Raw genomic sequence first — 18350 nt, forward strand, 5'->3', positions numbered from 1 at the left:
CTATACCCCGGCCGTGTTCACCGGTTTGGTTCAGGCCACCGGAGTCGTTCGCGAGCTCCAAGAAGGCGCACAGAGCAGGCGAATCGTGATCGCGGCCGAGCTCGCCGAGGCCGATCGCGCCCTCGGAGCCAGCGTCTGCGTGTCGGGGGTGTGCCTGACGGTGACCGAGTCGAGCGCCGCGCACTTCGCCGCCGACGTGGCCTTCGAGACCCTCGCGGTCACGACCCTGGCCGCGCTCGAGGTCGGCGCCCGGGTCAACCTCGAGCCCTCGCTGCGCCTCGGCGACGCCCTCGGCGGTCACCTCGTCAGCGGTCACGTCGACGGCGTCGGCCGCCTCCGTCGGGTCGTGGCCCGCGGCGACGCGCGCGAGTGCTGGTTTTGGGTGCCCGAGCCGCTGCGTCGCTACATCGCGGTCAAGGGCTCGGTCGCGATCGATGGCGTCAGCCTCACGGTCAACAGCGTCGACGAGCTCGGCTTCATGGTCGGGCTGATCCCCCACACCCTCGACGTCACGACCCTCGGGGCTCTCGTCGCTCGAGCGGGCGTCGCTCGAGCGGGCGTCGAGCCGCCGGAGTCGGGGCCACCCGTCAACCTCGAGGTCGACATGCTCGCGCGCTACGTCGAGCGCCTCGTCCAGTTCTCGTTGCCCTCCACACCAAAGGATCCGTCGTGAGCAAGCAAAATCCCTTCGAGCGAGTCGAGCACGCGATCGACGTCACCCGCCGCGGCGGCATGGTCATCATGGTCGACGACGAAGACCGCGAGAACGAGGGCGACCTCGTGATCGCGGCCCAGCACTGCGACGCCGACGCCGTCAACTTCATGACCAAGCACGGCCGCGGCTTGATCTGTCTGTCGCTGGTCGCCGAGCGGATCGAGCAGCTCGGTCTACCCATGATGGTCCCGACCGATCCCGGGAGCATGGGCACCGCGTTCACGGTCTCGATCGAGGCCCGCCGCGGCGTCACGACGGGGATCTCGGCCGGCGATCGGGCCGAGACGATTCGCGTGGCCCACGATCCGAAGTACGGCGCCGACGACATCGTCAGCCCCGGCCACATCTTCCCGCTGCGCGCCCAGCCCGGCGGGGTCCTGGTCCGCTCGGGTCACACCGAGGGCTCGGTCGATCTCGCCCGGCTCGCCGGTTGCTCGGCGGCCGGCGTCATCTGCGAGATCATGCGCGACGACGGCGAGATGGCCCGGATGGACGACCTCGAGGCCTTCGGCCGCGAGCACGGCCTGCCGACGGTCTGCATCGCCGATCTGATCGAGTACCGCCTCCAGCGCGAGTCGCTGGTCGAAGAGGTCGCGGCCGCGCCCTTCGTCTCGGCGGTGCTCGGCATCAGCGAGAGCGAGGGCTGGACCGTGCGCAGCTTTCGCTCGCTGGTTCGCCCGGTCAGCCGCTTCTTGACCCTCAGCAAGGGGTCGATCGACGACAGCGCGCCGGTCTTGCTCCGCGCGCAGCGGGCCCAGCTCGTCGGCGACGTGTTCGGCTTTGGCGACGACTCGGCCTCGCGCATCCGCTCGGCGCTCGCGCGGATCGACGAGGCCGGGCGCGGGGTGTTCCTCTACGTCCTCGGCGGCCAGGAGCTCGACGCCGCCGACGAGCTCCTGTTCAACGGCGCCCGCGGCGGGGCGCCGGTCTCCCCGGGCCTGCGCCCGCGCGAGTCGGGCTTTCGCGAGTTTGGGCTCGGCGCCCAGGTCCTCAAGCACATGGGCGTCAAAGCGATCCGGGTGCTGACCAACAACCCGCGCAAGATCGTCGGGCTCGAGGGCTTCGGCATCGAGGTCGTCGGTTCCGTCGAGCTGGGCTAGCTTGCTACGATGGGCGCGATGACCCGGGTCGTGCTGATCGTCTCCGGCGGGATCGCGGCCTACAAGGCGCCCGATCTGGTCCGCAAGTTGATCGCGGTCGGCTGCGAGGTTCAGGTCGTGACGACGGCGGCCGCGTCGGCGTTTTGCACCGAGCTGTCGCTCGCGACCGTCAGCGCTCGGCCGGTCCGCCACAGCTTGCTCGACGCCGCCGAGGAGGGCCGGGTTGGGCACATCGAGATCGCCGACTGGGCCGAGCTCGTGCTCGTCGCTCCGGCGACCGCCGACCTCATGGCCCGCGCGGCCGCCGGGCTCGCCAACGATCTCGCGACGACGATCCTGCTAGCGACCGAGGCGCCGGTCCTCTGGGCCCCGGCCATGAACACCAACATGTGGCGACACCCGGCGACGCGGGCCAACCTCGAGCGCCTGCGCGAGCGCAAGGCGGTGTTCGTCGGGCCCGATCGCGGCGAGCTCGCCTGCGGTTGGATCGGCGAAGGCCGCATGATCGACCCGCCGGTGATCGCCGCGGCCGCGCGCGCGGTCGCCGATCGCAAGGCGCACCCAGAGGTCTGGCCGCCGGTTCGTGGCGCCGACTGGCGCGGCCGCAAGCTCCTGGTCACCGCCGGCCCGACGCGGGCCTACCTCGACCCCGTGCGCTTCATCAGCAACGCGTCGACGGGGCTGATGGGCTTTTGCCTGGCCGAGGCCGCCGCGGCGCGCGGCGCCGAGGTGGTCCTGGTCGCTGGCCCCGTCGGGCTCGACACGCCGCGCGGGGTCCGTCGGATCGACGTCGAGACTGGCGCGCAGATGCTCGACGCCTGCGGGCGCGAGCTCGGCTCCGGCGAGGTCGATCTCGTCGCGATGGTCGCGGCGGTCGCCGACTTGATCCCGGCGGAGCCGGCCACCCGCAAGGTCGGCAAGGAGCAGGTCCTCGACGCGTTCGCGTCGATGCGCTGGGAGGCCGAGGTCGACATCCTCGCGACCTTGACCGCGCGCTGCCACGCGAGCCCCGAGGCGAAGACGCGCTTTTTGGGCTTCGCGGCCCAGACCGTCGACGAGGCCGAAGCCCCGCGCGCCGAGGATGTCGAGACCGAGCTGCGCCGCCTCGGCGCCGCCAAGCTCGAGCGCAAGGGCTGCGACGCGCTGTTCGTCAACCGCGTCGGCGTCCCGGGCTTGGGCTTTGGCAGCTCGACCAACGCCGGGCTGCTCATGTTCGCCGACGCCGAGACCCTCGACGCTGGCGAGCCCCGACCGAAGCAGACGCTGGCCCACTGGTTGCTCGACCAGCTCGCGGCGCGCTGGTGGTCGGACGAGGTGCGCTCGTGAGCGGCGAGCTCGGCGAGGTCGAGGCGAGCGCGCCAGCCCAGACCGACGACAATCCCGCCACCGAAGAATCACCACACTCTCGCGGGGGCCACACACAATCGCCGTCCTCGAATGGTGATGTTTCGTCGCCCGGGTCGCCCGGGTCGCCCGGGTCGGGCGGTGACAAGGGTGAGGCCTCGCGGCCGGTCGCGCGTCGCTCGGCGAACGAGTGGCCGGCCGCGAAGAAGCTCGCGTACCTGCGCGAGCGCAACGTCGGTGACTGTCGTCGCTGCCCCCTGGCCGCGACCCGGCGCAACATCGTGTTCGGTGTCGGCGACCCCGAGGCCGACCTGATGTTCGTCGGCGAGGCCCCGGGCGCCGACGAGGATCGTCTCGGTCAGCCCTTCGTCGGCGCCGCGGGTCGGCGCCTCGACAGCTGGCTCGAGCAGCTCGGGCTGGGCCGCGAGCAGGTCTACATCGCCAACGTCCTCAAGTGTCGACCGCCGCGCAACCGCGATCCGCAGCCAAACGAGATCGAGCGCTGCTCTCCCTTCCTGCACGCGCAGATCCGGGCTGTCCAGCCCAAGGTCATCGTCGCGCTCGGTCGCTTCGCGGGCTGTCTGCTGCTCGGACGCGACCACAAGCTGTACGAGATGCGCGGCCGTGTGCATCGCTACCGCGAGCCAAAGTCGGGCGCCGAGATTCCCTTGGTGGTGACCTACCACCCGTCCTACGTGCTCCGGCGCGAGCAGAGCCCCCGCGACGCTCGCGGTCCGCAGGCCCGACCAGATCGCGGCGGCGCGATCAAGTCCGAAGAGCAAAAAGTCCTCGCCGACCTCGACCGCGCGCTCTCTCTCACGCGCTAAAAAAGTCCCGAGCGTTGAGCGCGGTGGTCGAGGTCTGCGGGGGCCGACTGCCGGGACTTTGGTTGAAAAGGTGCCGCCGCTCACCCGAGCGATTCGACCTGCTTGGTTGTGTCTGGTGAAGCAACGAATCGTCGATTGAAGGGACCAGGAGCACACCTAGGACCGCGATCGTAATCCCTGCGCAGTAGTTGACTCTCACAGTCCTCGCCCCTAGAGTGGGCAGCCAGCCCCGTCGCGGTCGCTTGCCCGCGCCTGTCGCCGCTCGCGACGTGGCGCGCGGTGGGTCGACCTGACGCCTCGCTCGCTCCTCGCTCATACGCCCATGACGAAGGCCGAACTGATAGATCGCATCGCCCGCAATCGGGACCTGCCGCCCGACGTCACCAAGAAGGTCATCGCCAAGATCCTCGACCTCGCGTTCACCGAGCTGGCCGCGTACTTCGTGCGCTCGCGGGTCACGCGGAGCTCCAACCCGCGCTTCACCTACCCAAAGTTCGGGACCTTCACGAAGAAAAAGCGCTCGGGTCGGCGCGGTGTCAACCCGCGCACGCTCGAGCCGATGGACATCGAGGCCTGCGAGACCGTCGACTTCAAGCTGAGCACCGACCTCAAGCGGCAGCTCAACGAGGTCAGCGCGCCGTCCAAGACCAAGGCCACGCGCAAGAAGAAGAAGGCCGCGCGCACGAGCGGCAAGACCAAGCGCAAGACCGCGAGCAAGACCGCGAGCAAGACCGCCGCCAAGCAGAAAAAGCGCAAGCCGGCCTCCAAGCTCGGCGCGCCCGCAGCTGGGCCTCGCGGGCGCAAGCTGGTGACCCGCGAGGAAGTGGAGCTCGAGCCGCCGATCGGCGAGTCGCTGCTGCCCGACGCCCCGCTGCGCAAGGTCACCCGCCGCCGCCGCAACGACGACCTCGACGGCACGGGATCCTGAGCCCGGCTCGACCTCGCTGATGTGCGCGAGCTTGCGCGCTTCGCTGCGTGGACCGCCAGACCCGTGCTGCAGGTCTCGGCCTGAGCCTCAGCCCTTGCATTGACCGCCAACTTGGCGCTAACAGGTCGCGATGTCCCGACGGGGCCGAATCGACCGCAAGCGCGACAAGTTCTACGTCGTGTTCGGGCGCCTGGGGATCCGGTGGCCGGTCACGGTGTCCGTGGTCCTGGCGTTGCTGACCATCTTCGGCGCGGTGTTCGCTAGCCAGCTGACGATCAAGACCTCGCGGGTCGGGATGGTCGACGAGGACAACTGGTATCAGCGCCGCATCGTCGAGTTCCACGAGGAGTTCGGCCACCATGACTCGCCGGTGGCGATCGTCGCCGGCGGGACGGCGCAAGACCGACGCGCGACCGTCGACGCCTTCGTCGCCGAGCTCGAGCAAGACGAGATGTTCCGCGGTCGGGTGCTCGCGCGGATCGAGGCCGAGGACATCGCCGAGACCCTGCTCGTCCGCGAGCCCGGCAAGCTCGCGGAGCTTCGCAGGCAGCTCCCGCCCGACGCCGACCTCCCCGCCGCGCTCGAGCGCGGGACCGAGGGCATCTTCGGCCTGCTCGAGGCTCAGCTGCTCGCGGCCCTCGACGGCGAGATCGAGGTCGACCCCAGCGGCGCCGACGCTCAGCTCGCGCAGCTCGCCGAGCTCGCCAAGGCTCTCGACGCCAAGCTCGCGGCCGACGCCGGGGTCGGCGAGGGCGTCGACACCAACGCCCTGCTCGCGTCCCTCGCGGGCGATCGAGGCGCTGTGTTCCCCGACGCCCAGGAGCTGCGCGAGCGGGGCCTCGACGAGGACGGCTACCTGGTCAGCAACGACGGCCAGCGCCTGCTCGTCGTGGTCTTCGCCGAATTCGCTGGCGACGAGGTCTACGACTTCAACCCCGCGGTCGTGCGTCTGCGCGAGCTCGCGTCCGCGCTCGAGCACGACGAGGTCTCGGTCACGCTCACGGGCCTGCCCTTCTTGGTCGTCGATGAGGAGACGGCCCTCGCCGCCGGCATGCTCCGCGCGAGCGCGGCCACGGGCCTCGGCATCTTCCTGCTCTTGATGCTGGCGTTTCGTTCGCTGCGTCGGGCCGCGGTGGCGCTGCTGCCGATCGGCGTCGGAACGATCGTGAGCCTCGGCGCGATGTACCTGATGTTCGAGAGCCTCGATCCGATCACCTCGAGCTTCGCCGCCGTGCTCATGGGCCTCGGGATCGACTTCTCGGTCCACCTGCTCGCGCGCTACGACGAGGATCTGCGTCAGGGGCGGACCCGTCGTGAGGCGCTGTTCTCGTCGCTGTCCAAGGCCGGACCCGGGGTCGTGACCGGGGCGGTGACTACCGCGCTGGCCTTCTTGACCGTGGCGACCACGGAGTTCACCTCGTACGCGCGGATGGGCGTGATCACGGCGATCGGCCTGCTCGTCGCGCTGCTCGCCGCGTTGCTGCTGCTGCCCGTGACCCTCGGCCGCGGCAACCTCGAGGTCCACGAGCACCCGCCCAAGCCGCTCGGCAAGATCGGCTTCCTCGCTCGGATCGTGCGCGGCTCGCCTCTGCTGATCGTGCTCGGGGCCCTGACCCTGTCGCTCGTCGGGACCTCGGTCATGCCGACCTTCAACCCGCGCTACTTGGAGTTCTTGCCCCGCTCCTTCGAGTCGACCCAGGGGCTCCAGACCCTCGAGGACGACGGCGCGATGACGCCGTGGTTCGCGTGGGTCACGGCCGACGACCTCGACGAGGCCCGACGCTCGGCCGACAGCCTGCGCTCGATGGACAGCGTCGCCCGGGTCGAGAGCCCGACCGACATCCTGCCCGAGCTCAGCGACGAGCGCCTCGCCAAGCTCCGCGCGGACTTCGAGGGGCTCGAGCGCGACCCCGACTGGACCAAGCTCAGCGCGCGCGAGCCTTCGCCCGCGGCCCTCGCCAAGCAGGTGCTCGGGGTCGTCGACGCCCTCGACGAGCTCGGGTTTGCGGCCGAGCAAGGCGGGCGGGACACGGCGTCGATCACCGCGGCCCGGCAGGCCTTCTCGGATCTCCGGACCCGGCTCGAGACGACCCCGGTCGCGGAGGCCACCGCGACCCTCTCCGAGCTCGAGCAGCAGATGGCCACGCTGATGGGCCCGGCGTGGGCCACGGCCCGGGCCGTCGCCGCCCGCGGGCGCTGGGTCCCGAGCGACCTCCCGGATCTGTTCGAGCGCCGCTTCGTCGCGGGAGACGGCAGCGGGCGGATCGCCCTTTATGTTTATCCCGCGGGCGACGTGACCAGCGGCGTCAACAGCAACGCGCCCGCGCGGCGCTTCACCGAGGAGCTCGAGTCCGTCGATCCCCACGCCGCGGGGCAGGGGGTCTCGCTCTACCACCACAACGTCATGATCCTCGACGGCTTCAAGCGGGCGTCGTTCTTCTCGCTGTGTCTGGTCGTCGTCCTGCTCCTGCTCGACTTCGCCAACCTGCGCAAGTCGTTGCTCGCGCTGTCTCCGGTGCTCATCGGGATGGGCTGGATGGTCGGCGTGTTCGCGCTCGTCGGGCTCCGCCTCAACGTCGCGACGATCGTCGTGATGCCGCTCGCGCTCGGCATCGGCGTCGACGCGGGGGTTCACATGATGCACCGCTGGGAGATCAACGCTCGGTCCCACGGCGGCCGCGCGCGGATCGACGAGGTCATCAGCGGAACCGGCGGCGCCGTGGTCCTGTCTTCGCTGACGACGATGGTCGGCTTCGCCGGGCTCTTGCTCGGCGGCCACCTCGGCATGGTCCAGCTTGGCGCCACGATGGTCATCGCGATCGGTTGCACGATGATCGCTAGCGTGGTCGTGCTGCCCGCGTTGCTCCTGGTCCTCGACAAGGCCGAGTGAGGCCTCGCGCCGGGACCGCTGCGCTTTTTTCGCAACGCTGATTTGCAACATCGACCCCGTAGAATTCTACATACTGAAATTGTTCTTTGCGGGGCCTCAGTCTTCTGTTAGCTTGGGAGACGTGTTCCACATTGCAATCTCAGAGAGGGATAAAGCGTGACGAGACAGCGGAGTGACGAGCATCGCAAACAGCAGATCCGGGCGGCAGCGACGCGATGCTTCGTACGCCGGGGCTTCACGGCGACGCGATTGCTGGACATCGCCCGCGAGGCTGGGCTGAGCAAGGGCGGCGTCTACTTTCACTATCGGGCCAAGGAGCAGATTTTCCAGGACATCCTGGAGAACCTGGCGAGCTCGCTGGAGGCACGCTGGACCTTTGACCCCGTGACCGAGCAGCCTGCGGATCGGACCCTCGGCCAGCTCGTCAAAGCCCACCTGCGGACGATGCAGGACGAGCCAGACGAGGTCCGCCTCCAGAACCTGCTCGTGAGCATGTCGGTCGAAGAGCCTGCGTTTCGAGCCAAGCTCGAGGAGATCACGCGGATCATGCGGGGTCTCTATGCGAACGTGATTGAGCGCGGCATCGCCGAAGGTGTGTTCATCGCGGGCGATCCCAACACCCTCGCCATTTCGGTTCTCGCGTACATCAATGGCCTCGGGACCTTTACGGTCCTCGACGCCGAGGGGCGGCTCCCGGTCGCCCCAGAGCTGGCCGCCGAGCAGGTCCTGCGCATGCTCAAGGCCCACGCGAGCGCGAGCGCGGTCGAGTTCGCGGCCGCACCGACCAAAGCTCCGCCAAATTAAGGGCCTGGTTTGGACCCCCGCGGCCGTCAGCGAAGGTCGGGTGCTCTCGGCGCGGGTCAGGGTCGACAGAACCGGATGCTTGGGCAGCCGATCCAGCCGGGGAGGTCGCCAGGGGCGGGGAGGGCCTGGTAGTCGAGCAGCGCGGCGTCGTAGTCGCTCGGGAGCAGCTCGGCGAGGGTCACGAGCGCCGCGGTGCCGCTGGGGCGCGCGGCCGGGTCGCGGTCCATCAGGTGGCGCGTCAGGGTCTGGGGCTGGTTTTGAAGCAGCGGACGCAGGAGCTCGCGGTCGTCGAGCTCGACCTGCTCGCGCTCGGGCAGCTGCGCGTGTCCGTAGGCCGGGCCGCAGTGGCTGAGCTCGGCGGCCGTCCACCACAGCACCTGCCCGGCGCGGGTCGACTCCCCGAGCAGGTCGTCGAGCTGCGTGACGAGCTCGCGCGCACGCTGGGCGCCGTCGGTTGTGGTCAGCCGCGTCTGGCCGCACGCGAGCGGGAGCACGGGCGGGCAGCGATCTCCCCACAGACCACGCAAGATCAGGGTCGCCCACTCGATCGGATCGGAGACCCGCAGGCGGGTCTGTTCGCGCAGCAACCATGGCAGTCGCTGATCGAGCTCGGCGAGCAGCTCGAGGTCACAGGCGACGTCGCCCAGCGGGGTGGCCCAGTCCTTGTCGGCGCTCGCATAGGGCAGGAGCCCGGGCGTGTGATCGGTCGCGAGGATGACCACGCGCCGATACTGCTCGGGCGCGGGGAGGCCGGCCAGGAGGCGACGCAGCGGTCCGGCGATCGACGGGGGCGGCTGGTGAGGTACGACGACCGCGACGGGCGGGCGCGCCCAGCCGCGGGCGCCGCCGAGCTCGCGGTCGTCGGCGTGCTGCCCGGCTGGCTCGGCCGCGTCGGCGCGAGCTCGCGGCAAGGCGGGGGCTAGCCAGGCCCGCAGCGCCTCGGGCTGGTCCGGATACAGCAGCCCCGCGCGACGCGGCGGGCGGATGTCTTGCTCGACGAAGGCCTCGTGGGCGGCGGTCCACAGCTCGCGAAAGCGCTCGTCATCGAGGAGGCCGGCCTCGCTCAGATCTTCGACGAAGTCGACGAGGTCGGCGAGCTCGACGGTCACGAGCCCGCGCATGAGCAGCGACTGCCGGATCTGCGCGAGGGTCCGCTGGCCGTCGAGGGCGTCGAGCACCGCGTCGTAGCTGGCATCGATGGCGATCGGCTCGGCCAGCTCCAGTGGATCGCGCAGGACCACGAGCTCGTCGTCGCCGCGGCGCATGCGAAGCCGCTCGAGGCGTCGAAGCTTGGGTCCGGGGGCCATGGGTCGACGATGGTAGGCGCTTTGTGGCGGGGGCGCCCGAGGGGCGGCTGTTTTCAGGGGACGAGGAGACAGGCCGAAGCCGCACCGGGCCGGGCGTGCTGTGAGCGCCGAGCGACAAGGGCAAGAGCGGCCCCAGATGTGCCGGGGCCGTGGATTCAAACGGGTCGCCGCTCTATGATGGCCGAGTGAGGGCCTTGGTCCTGTTCGCGTCGATGCTCGCGGGACCGGTACCGCCTCCGGCGATCGCCGTCCAGTGGCGGTCCGGAGCGGAGGGGGACGAGCCCGACGCCTCGCTGCGGGCGTCGGTGCGCGAGCTGATCGCCGGGCGCGATGGACGAGCGCCCGAGTCGGTGATGGATCGCGCCCTCGATCGGGCTCGAGTCGCGGTCTCGCGCGAGCTGCCCGCAGATCTGCGCGAGCGCCAGCGATCGCTGCGCGCGGGCCTCGACGAGGCCGACGGCGCCTACCGTGGGGGCCGCTTCGACGACGCTCGGGCCGAGCTCGCGGAGGTCCTCGACCGTCTCCACGAGACCCCGGAGCTGCCCGGCGCAGCCGCGAGCGCGCGCGAGGCCCACTTGCTCGCGGCCAAGATCGCGTGGGCGCTCGGCGAGGTCGAGCTCGCCGAAGCCGCGCTCGCTGACGCCCTGCGCGTCGATCCCGAGGCGCAGCTGTCGGTCCGCGAGGCCGCGCCCGAGCTCGTCGAGCGTCACCAGGCGATCCAGTCTGCGCTCCTGGCCGGGCGAGACCGCGACTGGATCGAGCCTCAGCTCTCGCTCCCAGACGGAGCCACGGGGCTGAGCGTCGAGATCGACGGCGTGCCCGGCTCGCGCCCGCTTCCGCCCGGTCCCCACTTCATGGTCGTCCGCCGCGACGGCCACGAGCCGGTCGCGGCCTGGCGCGGCGCCGATCAACCCTGGACGCCTTCGCTCGGGGCCGAGCGGGTCCCCAACGATCCCAACGCGGCGACGGCCACAGACGCGATCGACGCGATCGACGCGATCTGCGAGGTCTTGGCCCTCGACTTGCTCGTCGTGGCCGAGCGCCGCGGCGCTCGCGTGGGTCTGCAGGCGCATCGCTGCGGCGCAGGCTTTGGCCCGCTGTGGATCGGCCCGCGCGATCAGCTGGGCGAGGGGATCGCCGTCGCGCTCGACGGACCCTTCGAGAGCGCGAGCGCGTCGCTGCCGGGGCCGTGGCCCGTGGTCCTCGTCGAGCCGCCCGCCGGGCCGGTCGACGACGAGGTCGGCCCGGTCGAGCGACCGTGGTACCGCCGCGGGTGGGTCTGGGGGACGAGCGCGGGCGTCGCCGCGGCCGTCGTCGGGGGCGTCGTCGCCGGGGTCCTCGTCGGCGGGCGAGACCGAGCGCCCGCGTCCCTCGACATCGACGCCAACGACTTCATCGGCGGGTTGTAGCTGCGCACCTGAGCCGGAGCTCGGCCTGAGTCGAGGGCTGCGCGCTCGACTCAGGCCTTCCAACCTTCAAGGGGCCTTTCGAAGAGGCCCCTCGCTGCGGCGGCGAAGCCCCCCGCGCTCTTTTTGAGTTCAGCGCTGATCTAGGACTAGCCGCCAGGGCTAGTCTTCGGGGCTGAAGGTGTTCTGGCGGCCAGCCTTGATCCGGACGTGGCGGTCGAGCAGCACGCGGGCTTCGCCGCACACCGCCGGGGTGCAGCGGACCTCGAGCTTGTGCCGACCCTCGACCACGTCCTTGTCGCTCAGGGGAGTGGTCCCGAGCTTGGTCCCGTCGAGCCAGACCTCAGCCCACGCGACGTTCGGCGCGAGCACGCTGAGCTTCCCGAGCTCGAGCGGCGCGAGGGTGATCGCCACGGGGCTGTCGGGGGGCGCCGCAGGGTCGAGCTCGATGCTCACGTCGCGGTGGCCGTCGCGGTGAACGAGGAGCTGGCGGGGGGCGTCGCCGTCGAGCACGAGCGTGAAGGGGGGACCGGTGAGCGCGCGGCCGTCGAGGGTGACGACCGCGTCGTCGGGGCTGACCTCGAGCGCGAGCTGGAGTCCTCGGGCCGGCTCGGCCTCGACGGTGGCCGGCTCGGGCACCGGGCCCGGCTCGGGCTCGGGATCCGAGCCCGCCGTCGCCGTCGAGGTCTGGCCCGGGAGCGCACCCGAGCGCTCGACCGGAGGCGTCGCGTCGGTCCGCGCGACGAGGTAGCCCCCGACCGCCGCCGCGAGGGCGACCGCCGCGACGAGGGCCACGAGCCGCCCCGCGAAGCCGACGCGCCCGCGCGATCGCTCTGGCCCGGTCGCCTCGGTCGACTCGGTCGACTCGGTCGAGGATGGATCGTCACGCGCGCGCTCGGATGGGCCGGGGTCCGCGGCCACGGCGGGGGCCGGGCGCGTGGGCGGCTCCGCTCGACTCGCGGGTTCGAGGCGCGTGGCGAAGGTCTGGACCGGCCCGGTGAGCTTGGTCGCGGGCGTGCGCGCGCCCGAGCTCGGCGAGGCCTCGGCGGCCCAGTCGTCGGGCAGCAGCTGCGCGAGGATCGCCGCGAGCTCGCGACTGGCGAAGCTCGGGGCGTGCTCGGCCAGCAGCGGCGCGACGGCGCGAAGAAAGGCCCCGGCGTCGCGGAAGCGCTGCTCGGGCTCGAAGGCCAGCGCGCGCTCGATCAGCGGCCGAAGCTGCGCAGGGATCTCGGCCAGGCTCGGCGACATCCACACGCCCTCGCCCGTGAACGCCCGCGCGTTGGTCAGCAGCTCGTAGAACACGCAGCCCACGCTGAACACGTCGGCGCTCGGATCGACCGTGCCCCCGCGGGCCTGCTCGGGCGCCATGTAGCCGGCCGAGCCCATGACCCCGCGGACCTCGGTCTCGGCCGGCTTGGCGATGCCGAAGTCGACGATCTGCACGCGGCCGCTGCGGTCGACGAGCACGTTGGCCGGGTTGATGTCTCGATGGACAACCGGGGGCCGCTCACGATCGTGGCTGTGGGCGTGGGCGAGGCCATCGAGGATCTCGCGCACGATGAACAGCACGGCGCCGAGCTCGAGGCGACGACCGAGGCTCCGCAGGCGCTCGCCGAGGGCGTAGAGCGAGGGCCCGTCGACCCAGCCCATCGCCGTGTACAAGGTCCCGTCGTCGGCCCGCCCGAGCTCGTAGATCGGCGTGATGTTGGGGTGGCGGAGGCCGACGGCGGTCTTGGCCTCGGCCGCGAACAGCTCGACGAAGCGAGGATCCGCGGCGAGGTCTGCACGGATCGTCTTGACGACGAGGAGCTTCTCGAAGCCGAGCTCTCCGGGGAGGCGCGCGAGGTGGACCTCGCCCATGCCCCCGCGCGCGAGCAAGCGCAGGAGCTCATACTTGCCCAGGGTCCGCGCTGCGTCGGCCTCGCTCGCGGGCGTGAGGGCTCCCCCACTCGACGCTGTGCTGGCGTTTGCAGACAAACCCGGCAAGAACCGCATGTTAGCATGCGCCGGTCGATGACCGCGTCGAGGGCAAGATCCTGACTCCGCGCGCCATACTGCTCAGCGCCTCGTTGGCGCTCGGCCTCGCGGCGACGCTCAGCGCCTGCGGCCGCGCCGAGACGATCGAGCTCGTGGCGATCCGCGGCTGCGGCCTCGAGCAGGAATTTTCCGGCCTCCGCGTGCGGGTGCTGAGCGACGCGCCGCCGAGCGGTGGGACCGAGATCCTGCTTGGCCCCGGCGAGCGCGGCACGATCTCCGCGCTGCCCGAGGGGGCCACGGGCGTGGCCGCCGAGGGCCTGTTTGGGGCCACGGTCACGGCGGTCGGGCGCAGCTACGGGATCGATCCCGAGCTCACGCAGGGCCGGATCGCGGGCGCCGACGCGAGCGCCTCGATCCTGCCCGTGTTCTTCGCCGGTCCCGACTCCCTGTGCGAGCTCGATCCTCAGCCGAGCCCGCGGACCGAGCTCGCCGGGGCCACCGGTCCGGTCGGCGACGCGCTGCTCGTCGGCGGACTCGACCCCAGCGCGGCGCTGCTCGACGAGCTCGTCCACGTCGATCTCTATACCGGCACGGCGCGGGTCCTCGGCGAGGGTCTGCCGCAGCCGATCCGGGGCCACTCGGTCCACTGGATCGACGCCCGTCGCTTCGTCGTGCTCGGCGGCGCGGGCCCGGGCGGCGAGCTGGCCGAGCCCGTGGAGGTCGACGTGGCAGGGCAGGGGAGCGTCGCCGCGGCGGGCCCGGTGCTCGTCGACGGCGAGCCGCTCACGCTCGCCCACCACGCCGCCGCGTCGGCGTCGTACTCGTCGCCCGCGCTGATCGCTGGAGGCTGCGACGCGGTCGATGGCGACGCCGCCTGCGATCCGGCCAGCGCCCTCGCCGACAGCTGGTGGTTTGATCCGCGCGCGCCCGAGGCCAGCGTTCGGCTGCCCGATCTCACCGCGCCGCGCTTTGACGCCCACGCCTTCGTCACGAGCGACGGCGTGGCCTACGTGGCCGGCGGCTTCGACAGCGATGGCGCCGGCCTCGGCAGCGTCGAGCGCCTGCTCCCGGGCGCCGACGAGTGGGCGCTCGTCCACAGCCTCGACGCGCCCGCGACGGTCGCCGGTCTCGCGGTCCTCGACGGCGGCCTGGCCATCCTGAGCGAGCCGTCCGGGCTCCTCCACTGGTGGTCCGAGGCCGGCAGCGGGAGCCTCGATCCGACCCTGCGCGCGCCGCCGCTGACGCCCGTCTCCACCTCGCGCCCGCTGCTCGTGCTGCCCGGCGAGCGCGTCATGGTCGACACGTGGTTGTTCGCGCCCGGCACGGCCGGCGTCGATCCGGCGGCCGAGCGCGTCGAGCTCTTGCCGATCAGCCGCAGCGGCGCGCTCATGCTGCCCTTGCTCGACGGCACCTCGCTGATCGCAGGCGGCAAAGCGACGACCACCGACGAGGTCAGCGCCGCCCCCTTGCTGCGCCTGCGCCCGGCGCTCGACGGCCCCGACGAGTGGATCCCCGATCTGACCGGGCCGCAGACCGACGCCTTCGTGACCAATTACCCGGGCGGGGCCACGGTCATCGTCGGCGGCCTCCGCCTCGAAGCCGAGGGCGGTCCGACGGACGCCCTGCCGCCGGTCCGCGCCCATGTTCGCGGGTTTCGCAGCGCCTCGCTCCGCTTCGAGTTCAGCTTCGAGGGCGAGCCCGGCGTGACCGCGCACCTCACCCTCGCTCGCGGTGGGTCGTCGCTCGTGGCGATCGCGCTGGTCGAGGACGCGGTCGTCGTCCGCTCGCGGGCTCCGGGCGGGCAGCTGTCCACGTCCGACTGTGCGCTCGGCGGCGCCAACCCCGAGCAGCCCCTGGTCCTCGAGCTCGAGGCCGGTCTCCTGCGCCTCGATGGCCCCGATGGCCCGGTCGCCGCGTGCGAGCTCGGCGAGCTCGCGGGGCCGCTCGCGCTCGGCTTCGGGGTCTCGGGCTCGGGCAGCGCGCGCTTCTTCGGCCTGCGCCTCGCTCGACGCTGAGCGCGTCGTCCCCCACACTCCGGGCGCCCATGACCAGCCCCGCGGACTTCGACTTCGAGCTCCCGCTCGAGCAGATCGCCCAGCAGCCCGCGCCGCAACGTCGCGGCGCGCGACTGCTCCACCTCCCGCGCGGCGGCCCGATCGAACACCGCGGCGTCGTCGATCTGCCCGAGCTGCTCGGCGCCCGCGGCCACGCGCCTCCGCTCGTGGTCGTCAACGACTCGAAGGTCGTGCCGGCCCGCGTCCACGCCCGGCGCGAGACCGGCAAGCGCTTCGAGCTCCTGATCGTCGAGCCGGCCGCGCTCGGACCCGGCGCGCGGCTGCGGGCGTGGATCCGCGGGGCCAAGAAGCTGCGCGAGGGCGAGCTTCTGAATGTCGAGGGCGCCGAGCTGGTCCTGCGCTTCGTCGGCCGCGCGGGCCCGGACGATCCCGACAGCCGCGCCTCGGAGCTCGAGATCGTCGCCGGCGAGCTGCTCGACGCGCTCGAGAGCGCCGGTCAGCTGCCGCTGCCGCCCTACATCTCCCGGCCCGAGGGCCCCTCGGATCGGGATCTGACCCGCTACCAGACGGTCTTCGCCCGCGAGCGCGGGTCGGTGGCCGCGCCGACCGCTGGACTCCACCTCGACCGCGAGCTCCTCGCCGAGATCGATCACGTCGCGATCACCCTTCACGTCGGCCCGGGCACCTTCTTGCCGATCGAGGCCGAGGACGTGCGCGATCACAAAGTGGGCGCCGAGCGGTTCGAGATCACCGCCGAGGCCGCCGCGCGGATCGAGGCCGCGCGCGCCCAGGGCCGCCCGATCCTCGCCGTCGGCACGACCGTGACCCGCACGCTCGAGTCGGTCGCCGCTGGCCACGGCGGCGCGATCGTGGCTGGCTGCGGCGCGACCGAGCTCGTGATCACCCCCGGCCACGAGTTTCGCGTGGTCGATCGCCTGTTGAGCAATTTTCATCTGCCCCGATCGAGCCTCCTGATGCTCGTGTGCAGCCTCGCCGGGCGCGAGCGGGTGCTCTCGGCCTACGCCGAGGCGGTCCGGGCGGGCTATCGCTTCTACAGCTACGGCGACTGCATGCTCGTCGAGCGTTGAGCCTCGGCCCTGGCCCGGGGCTCGAATCCGTGGCATCGATCGCCGCCTGTGACGACCTCCAGTGATCCCGAGCTGCGCTGCGACCCTGCCGAGGGCCTCGCGTCCTTCGCCGAGCTCGGCCCGCATCGACCCACGGATCCGCGCCCGGGCACGCTCGAGATCCTCGCCGAAGATCGTGAGACCTCGGCGCGATCGTGCCGGCTGTGGACCGGCCACGGCCCCGTGGAGACGCCCTGCTTCATGCCCGTGGGGACCTACGGCGCGGTCAAGGGCGTGCTCCCGGACGAGCTGCGCGCCGTGGGGTCCCAGGTCGTGCTCGCCAACGCCTACCACCTGAGCCACCGGCCCGGGGCCGAGCGCGTCGGCGAGGTCGGGGGCATCCACGCCTTCATGCACTGGCCAGGTCCGATCCTCACGGACTCCGGCGGGTATCAGGTGTTCAGCCTCCGCTCGCTCCAGAAGATCGACGACGCGGGCGTCGACTACCGGACCCACTTCGACGGCTCGCCCGCGCGCATGACCCCGCGCAGCGTGCTCGAGGCCGAGGCCTCGATCGGCCCGGACATCTGCATGATCCTCGACCACTGCCCGCCGGGCGACGGCGGGGGGGCCAGCGACGCGGCGCGCCGCGCGATCCTGCGTGAGGCCATGGATCGGACGACCCTGTGGGCCCAGGAGGCCGCGCGCCTACGCCGCGAGATCCTCCGTGACGACCAGCTGTGCTTTGCGATCGTCCAGGGCGGGACCGACCTCGAGTTGCGCCGCGAACACCTCGAGACCCTCGCGGCCCTCGATTTCGACGGCCTCGCCCTCGGCGGGCTCAGCGTCGGCGAGCCGATCCCGCAGATGCACGCGACCCTCGAGGCGATCGCCCCGCTGATGCCGCGGGACAAGCCGCGCTACGTGATGGGCATCGGGACGCCGAGCGATCTGCTCGCGGCGATCCGCGCGGGCGTCGACATGTTCGACTGCGTGATCCCGTCCCGCCACGCTCGCAACGGCCAGCTGATCAGCTTCCTCGGCCGCTTCAACATCCGCAACGGGCGCTTCCGCCGGGACGATCGCCCGGTCGACCCCAGCTGCGGCTGCCCGGTCTGCGCCCGCTTCTCTCGGGCCTACCTGCGCCACCTCCACGTCCACAACGACCCCCTCTACGTGCGTCTGGCCACGATGCACAACCTCTACTTCTTCCACGAGTGGGTCGCCGTCCAGCGCCGGGCGATCCGCCAGGGCAACTTCGGCGCCGTCGCGGCCGCCCTCGCGCGGGTCCTCGAGGACCGCACGCAACCCGGGAAGGGCTCGAAGTCTACCTCGTAAGCTATTGGATTTACACAGCAATTTGATGTCGGGTGAGGCCCCGGTGGGCCACCCGATGGCCTCGAGGGGGTCCGATTGACCGCGGCGTGCGGCGCTGCTACCTAGGCCGCCCTCGTGAGGCCATCGCGTCTCGGCCGTCAGATTGCGACCGAGTTCACGTGATACTCCCGCCACGTCCGGCCATGTTCGCCCTATCACCGATGCTGCTCGCCGAAGGCGCCGCAGGTAGTCCCCTCGGGGGCCTGCTGCCTTTCATCCTCATGATCGGCGTCTTCTATTTCCTGGTGCTCCGTCCGATGAGCAAGCAGGAAAAGGAGCGCAAGAACCGACTCGCCGAGCTCAAGCGCGGCGACAAGATCGTCTTGACCGGCGGCCTCCTCGGCCGAATCAGCCGCGTCGACGACGACATCGTGATTGTCGAGATCGCCGACAAGGTCAAGGTTCGGGTGCTCAAGAAGGACGTGGCCGACTTCGAGGAGAGCGCTCTGGCCCAGGCCAAGAAGGATCGCGGCGAGAAGAGCGACGACAAGAACAAAGACAAAGACAAAGACAAAGCCAAAGACGAGAAAGCCGCGGTCGACAAGACCAAGGACAAGGCCGACAAGGACGAGTCGTCGCGGAAGGCGGGCTGA

General features: G+C 71.4%; 14 protein-coding genes. 12 read left to right on the top strand and 2 right to left on the bottom strand.

The window, feature by feature from the left end; all coding sequences use genetic code 11:
- Positions 1-13 precede the first annotated feature (13 nt).
- The 7 genes from ENSA5_RS32070 to ENSA5_RS32100 all read left to right on the top strand — a co-directional run bounded on the left by ENSA5_RS32070 (position 14) and on the right by ENSA5_RS32100 (position 8608).
- Positions 14-673, top strand: a complete 660-nt coding sequence (locus tag ENSA5_RS32070) for a riboflavin synthase (RefSeq protein WP_106395529.1) — start codon at positions 14-16, stop codon at positions 671-673.
- On the top strand, positions 670-1815 hold the full coding sequence (gene ribB / locus ENSA5_RS32075; RefSeq protein WP_106395530.1) for a 3,4-dihydroxy-2-butanone-4-phosphate synthase: 1146 nt from the start codon (positions 670-672) through the stop codon (positions 1813-1815). Before ENSA5_RS32070 ends, ribB begins: the two co-directional genes overlap by 4 nt.
- A gap of 9 nt (positions 1816-1824) precedes the next feature.
- Positions 1825-3141 carry a bifunctional phosphopantothenoylcysteine decarboxylase/phosphopantothenate--cysteine ligase CoaBC gene (gene coaBC, locus ENSA5_RS32080; RefSeq protein WP_106395531.1) on the top strand — a complete coding sequence of 439 codons (1317 nt, stop codon included), beginning with the start codon at positions 1825-1827 and terminating at the stop codon, positions 3139-3141.
- Positions 3138-3986 (top strand): uracil-DNA glycosylase, encoded by an 849-nt coding sequence (locus ENSA5_RS32085; protein WP_181198373.1) that lies wholly within the window; start codon positions 3138-3140, stop codon positions 3984-3986. Before coaBC ends, ENSA5_RS32085 begins: the two co-directional genes overlap by 4 nt.
- 322 nt (positions 3987-4308) lie before the next feature.
- Complete coding sequence (locus ENSA5_RS32090) at positions 4309-4914, top strand: HU family DNA-binding protein (RefSeq protein ID WP_106395532.1); 606 nt, start codon at positions 4309-4311, stop codon at positions 4912-4914.
- Positions 4915-5044: 130 nt separating this feature from the next.
- Positions 5045-7804, top strand: a complete 2760-nt coding sequence (locus tag ENSA5_RS32095) for an efflux RND transporter permease subunit (RefSeq protein WP_106395533.1) — start codon at positions 5045-5047, stop codon at positions 7802-7804.
- A 156-nt stretch (positions 7805-7960) separates the two neighbouring features.
- Positions 7961-8608, top strand: a complete 648-nt coding sequence (locus ENSA5_RS32100; RefSeq protein ID WP_106395534.1) for a TetR/AcrR family transcriptional regulator — start codon at positions 7961-7963, stop codon at positions 8606-8608.
- A gap of 56 nt (positions 8609-8664) precedes the next feature.
- Here the strand turns inward: ENSA5_RS32100 and amrB are convergent, their stop codons facing one another.
- A complete protein-coding gene (gene amrB, locus ENSA5_RS32105; RefSeq protein WP_146156340.1) occupies positions 8665-9915 on the bottom strand; it encodes an AmmeMemoRadiSam system protein B in 1251 nt (416 codons plus the stop codon).
- A gap of 185 nt (positions 9916-10100) precedes the next feature.
- Between amrB and ENSA5_RS32110 the strand changes: the two genes are divergently transcribed.
- Positions 10101-11324 carry a hypothetical protein gene (locus tag ENSA5_RS32110; protein WP_146156341.1) on the top strand — a complete coding sequence of 408 codons (1224 nt, stop codon included), beginning with the start codon at positions 10101-10103 and terminating at the stop codon, positions 11322-11324.
- 159 nt (positions 11325-11483) lie between these two features.
- Here ENSA5_RS32110 and ENSA5_RS32115 read toward each other — a convergent pair whose 3' ends face one another.
- Positions 11484-13307, bottom strand: coding sequence for a serine/threonine-protein kinase (locus ENSA5_RS32115; RefSeq protein WP_181198374.1), 1824 nt, complete (start codon positions 13305-13307; stop codon positions 11484-11486).
- Between the two features lie 83 nt (positions 13308-13390).
- Between ENSA5_RS32115 and ENSA5_RS32120 the strand changes: the two genes are divergently transcribed.
- From ENSA5_RS32120 to yajC, 4 genes are all read left to right on the top strand, one after another.
- Positions 13391-15313 carry a Kelch repeat-containing protein gene (locus ENSA5_RS32120; protein ID WP_106395538.1) on the top strand — a complete coding sequence of 641 codons (1923 nt, stop codon included), beginning with the start codon at positions 13391-13393 and terminating at the stop codon, positions 15311-15313.
- A gap of 29 nt (positions 15314-15342) precedes the next feature.
- Entirely contained in the window at positions 15343-16401 is a 1059-nt protein-coding gene (gene queA / locus ENSA5_RS32125; RefSeq protein ID WP_106395539.1) for a tRNA preQ1(34) S-adenosylmethionine ribosyltransferase-isomerase QueA, read from the top strand.
- A gap of 48 nt (positions 16402-16449) precedes the next feature.
- Positions 16450-17718 carry a tRNA guanosine(34) transglycosylase Tgt gene (tgt, locus tag ENSA5_RS32130; protein WP_258183088.1) on the top strand — a complete coding sequence of 423 codons (1269 nt, stop codon included), beginning with the start codon at positions 16450-16452 and terminating at the stop codon, positions 17716-17718.
- Positions 17719-17918: 200 nt separating this feature from the next.
- Entirely contained in the window at positions 17919-18350 is a 432-nt protein-coding gene (gene yajC / locus ENSA5_RS32135; protein WP_219906905.1) for a preprotein translocase subunit YajC, read from the top strand.

The sequence above is a fragment of the Enhygromyxa salina genome (assembly GCF_002994615.1).
GTDB lineage: Bacteria > Myxococcota_A > Polyangia > Nannocystales > Nannocystaceae > Plesiocystis > Plesiocystis salina_A.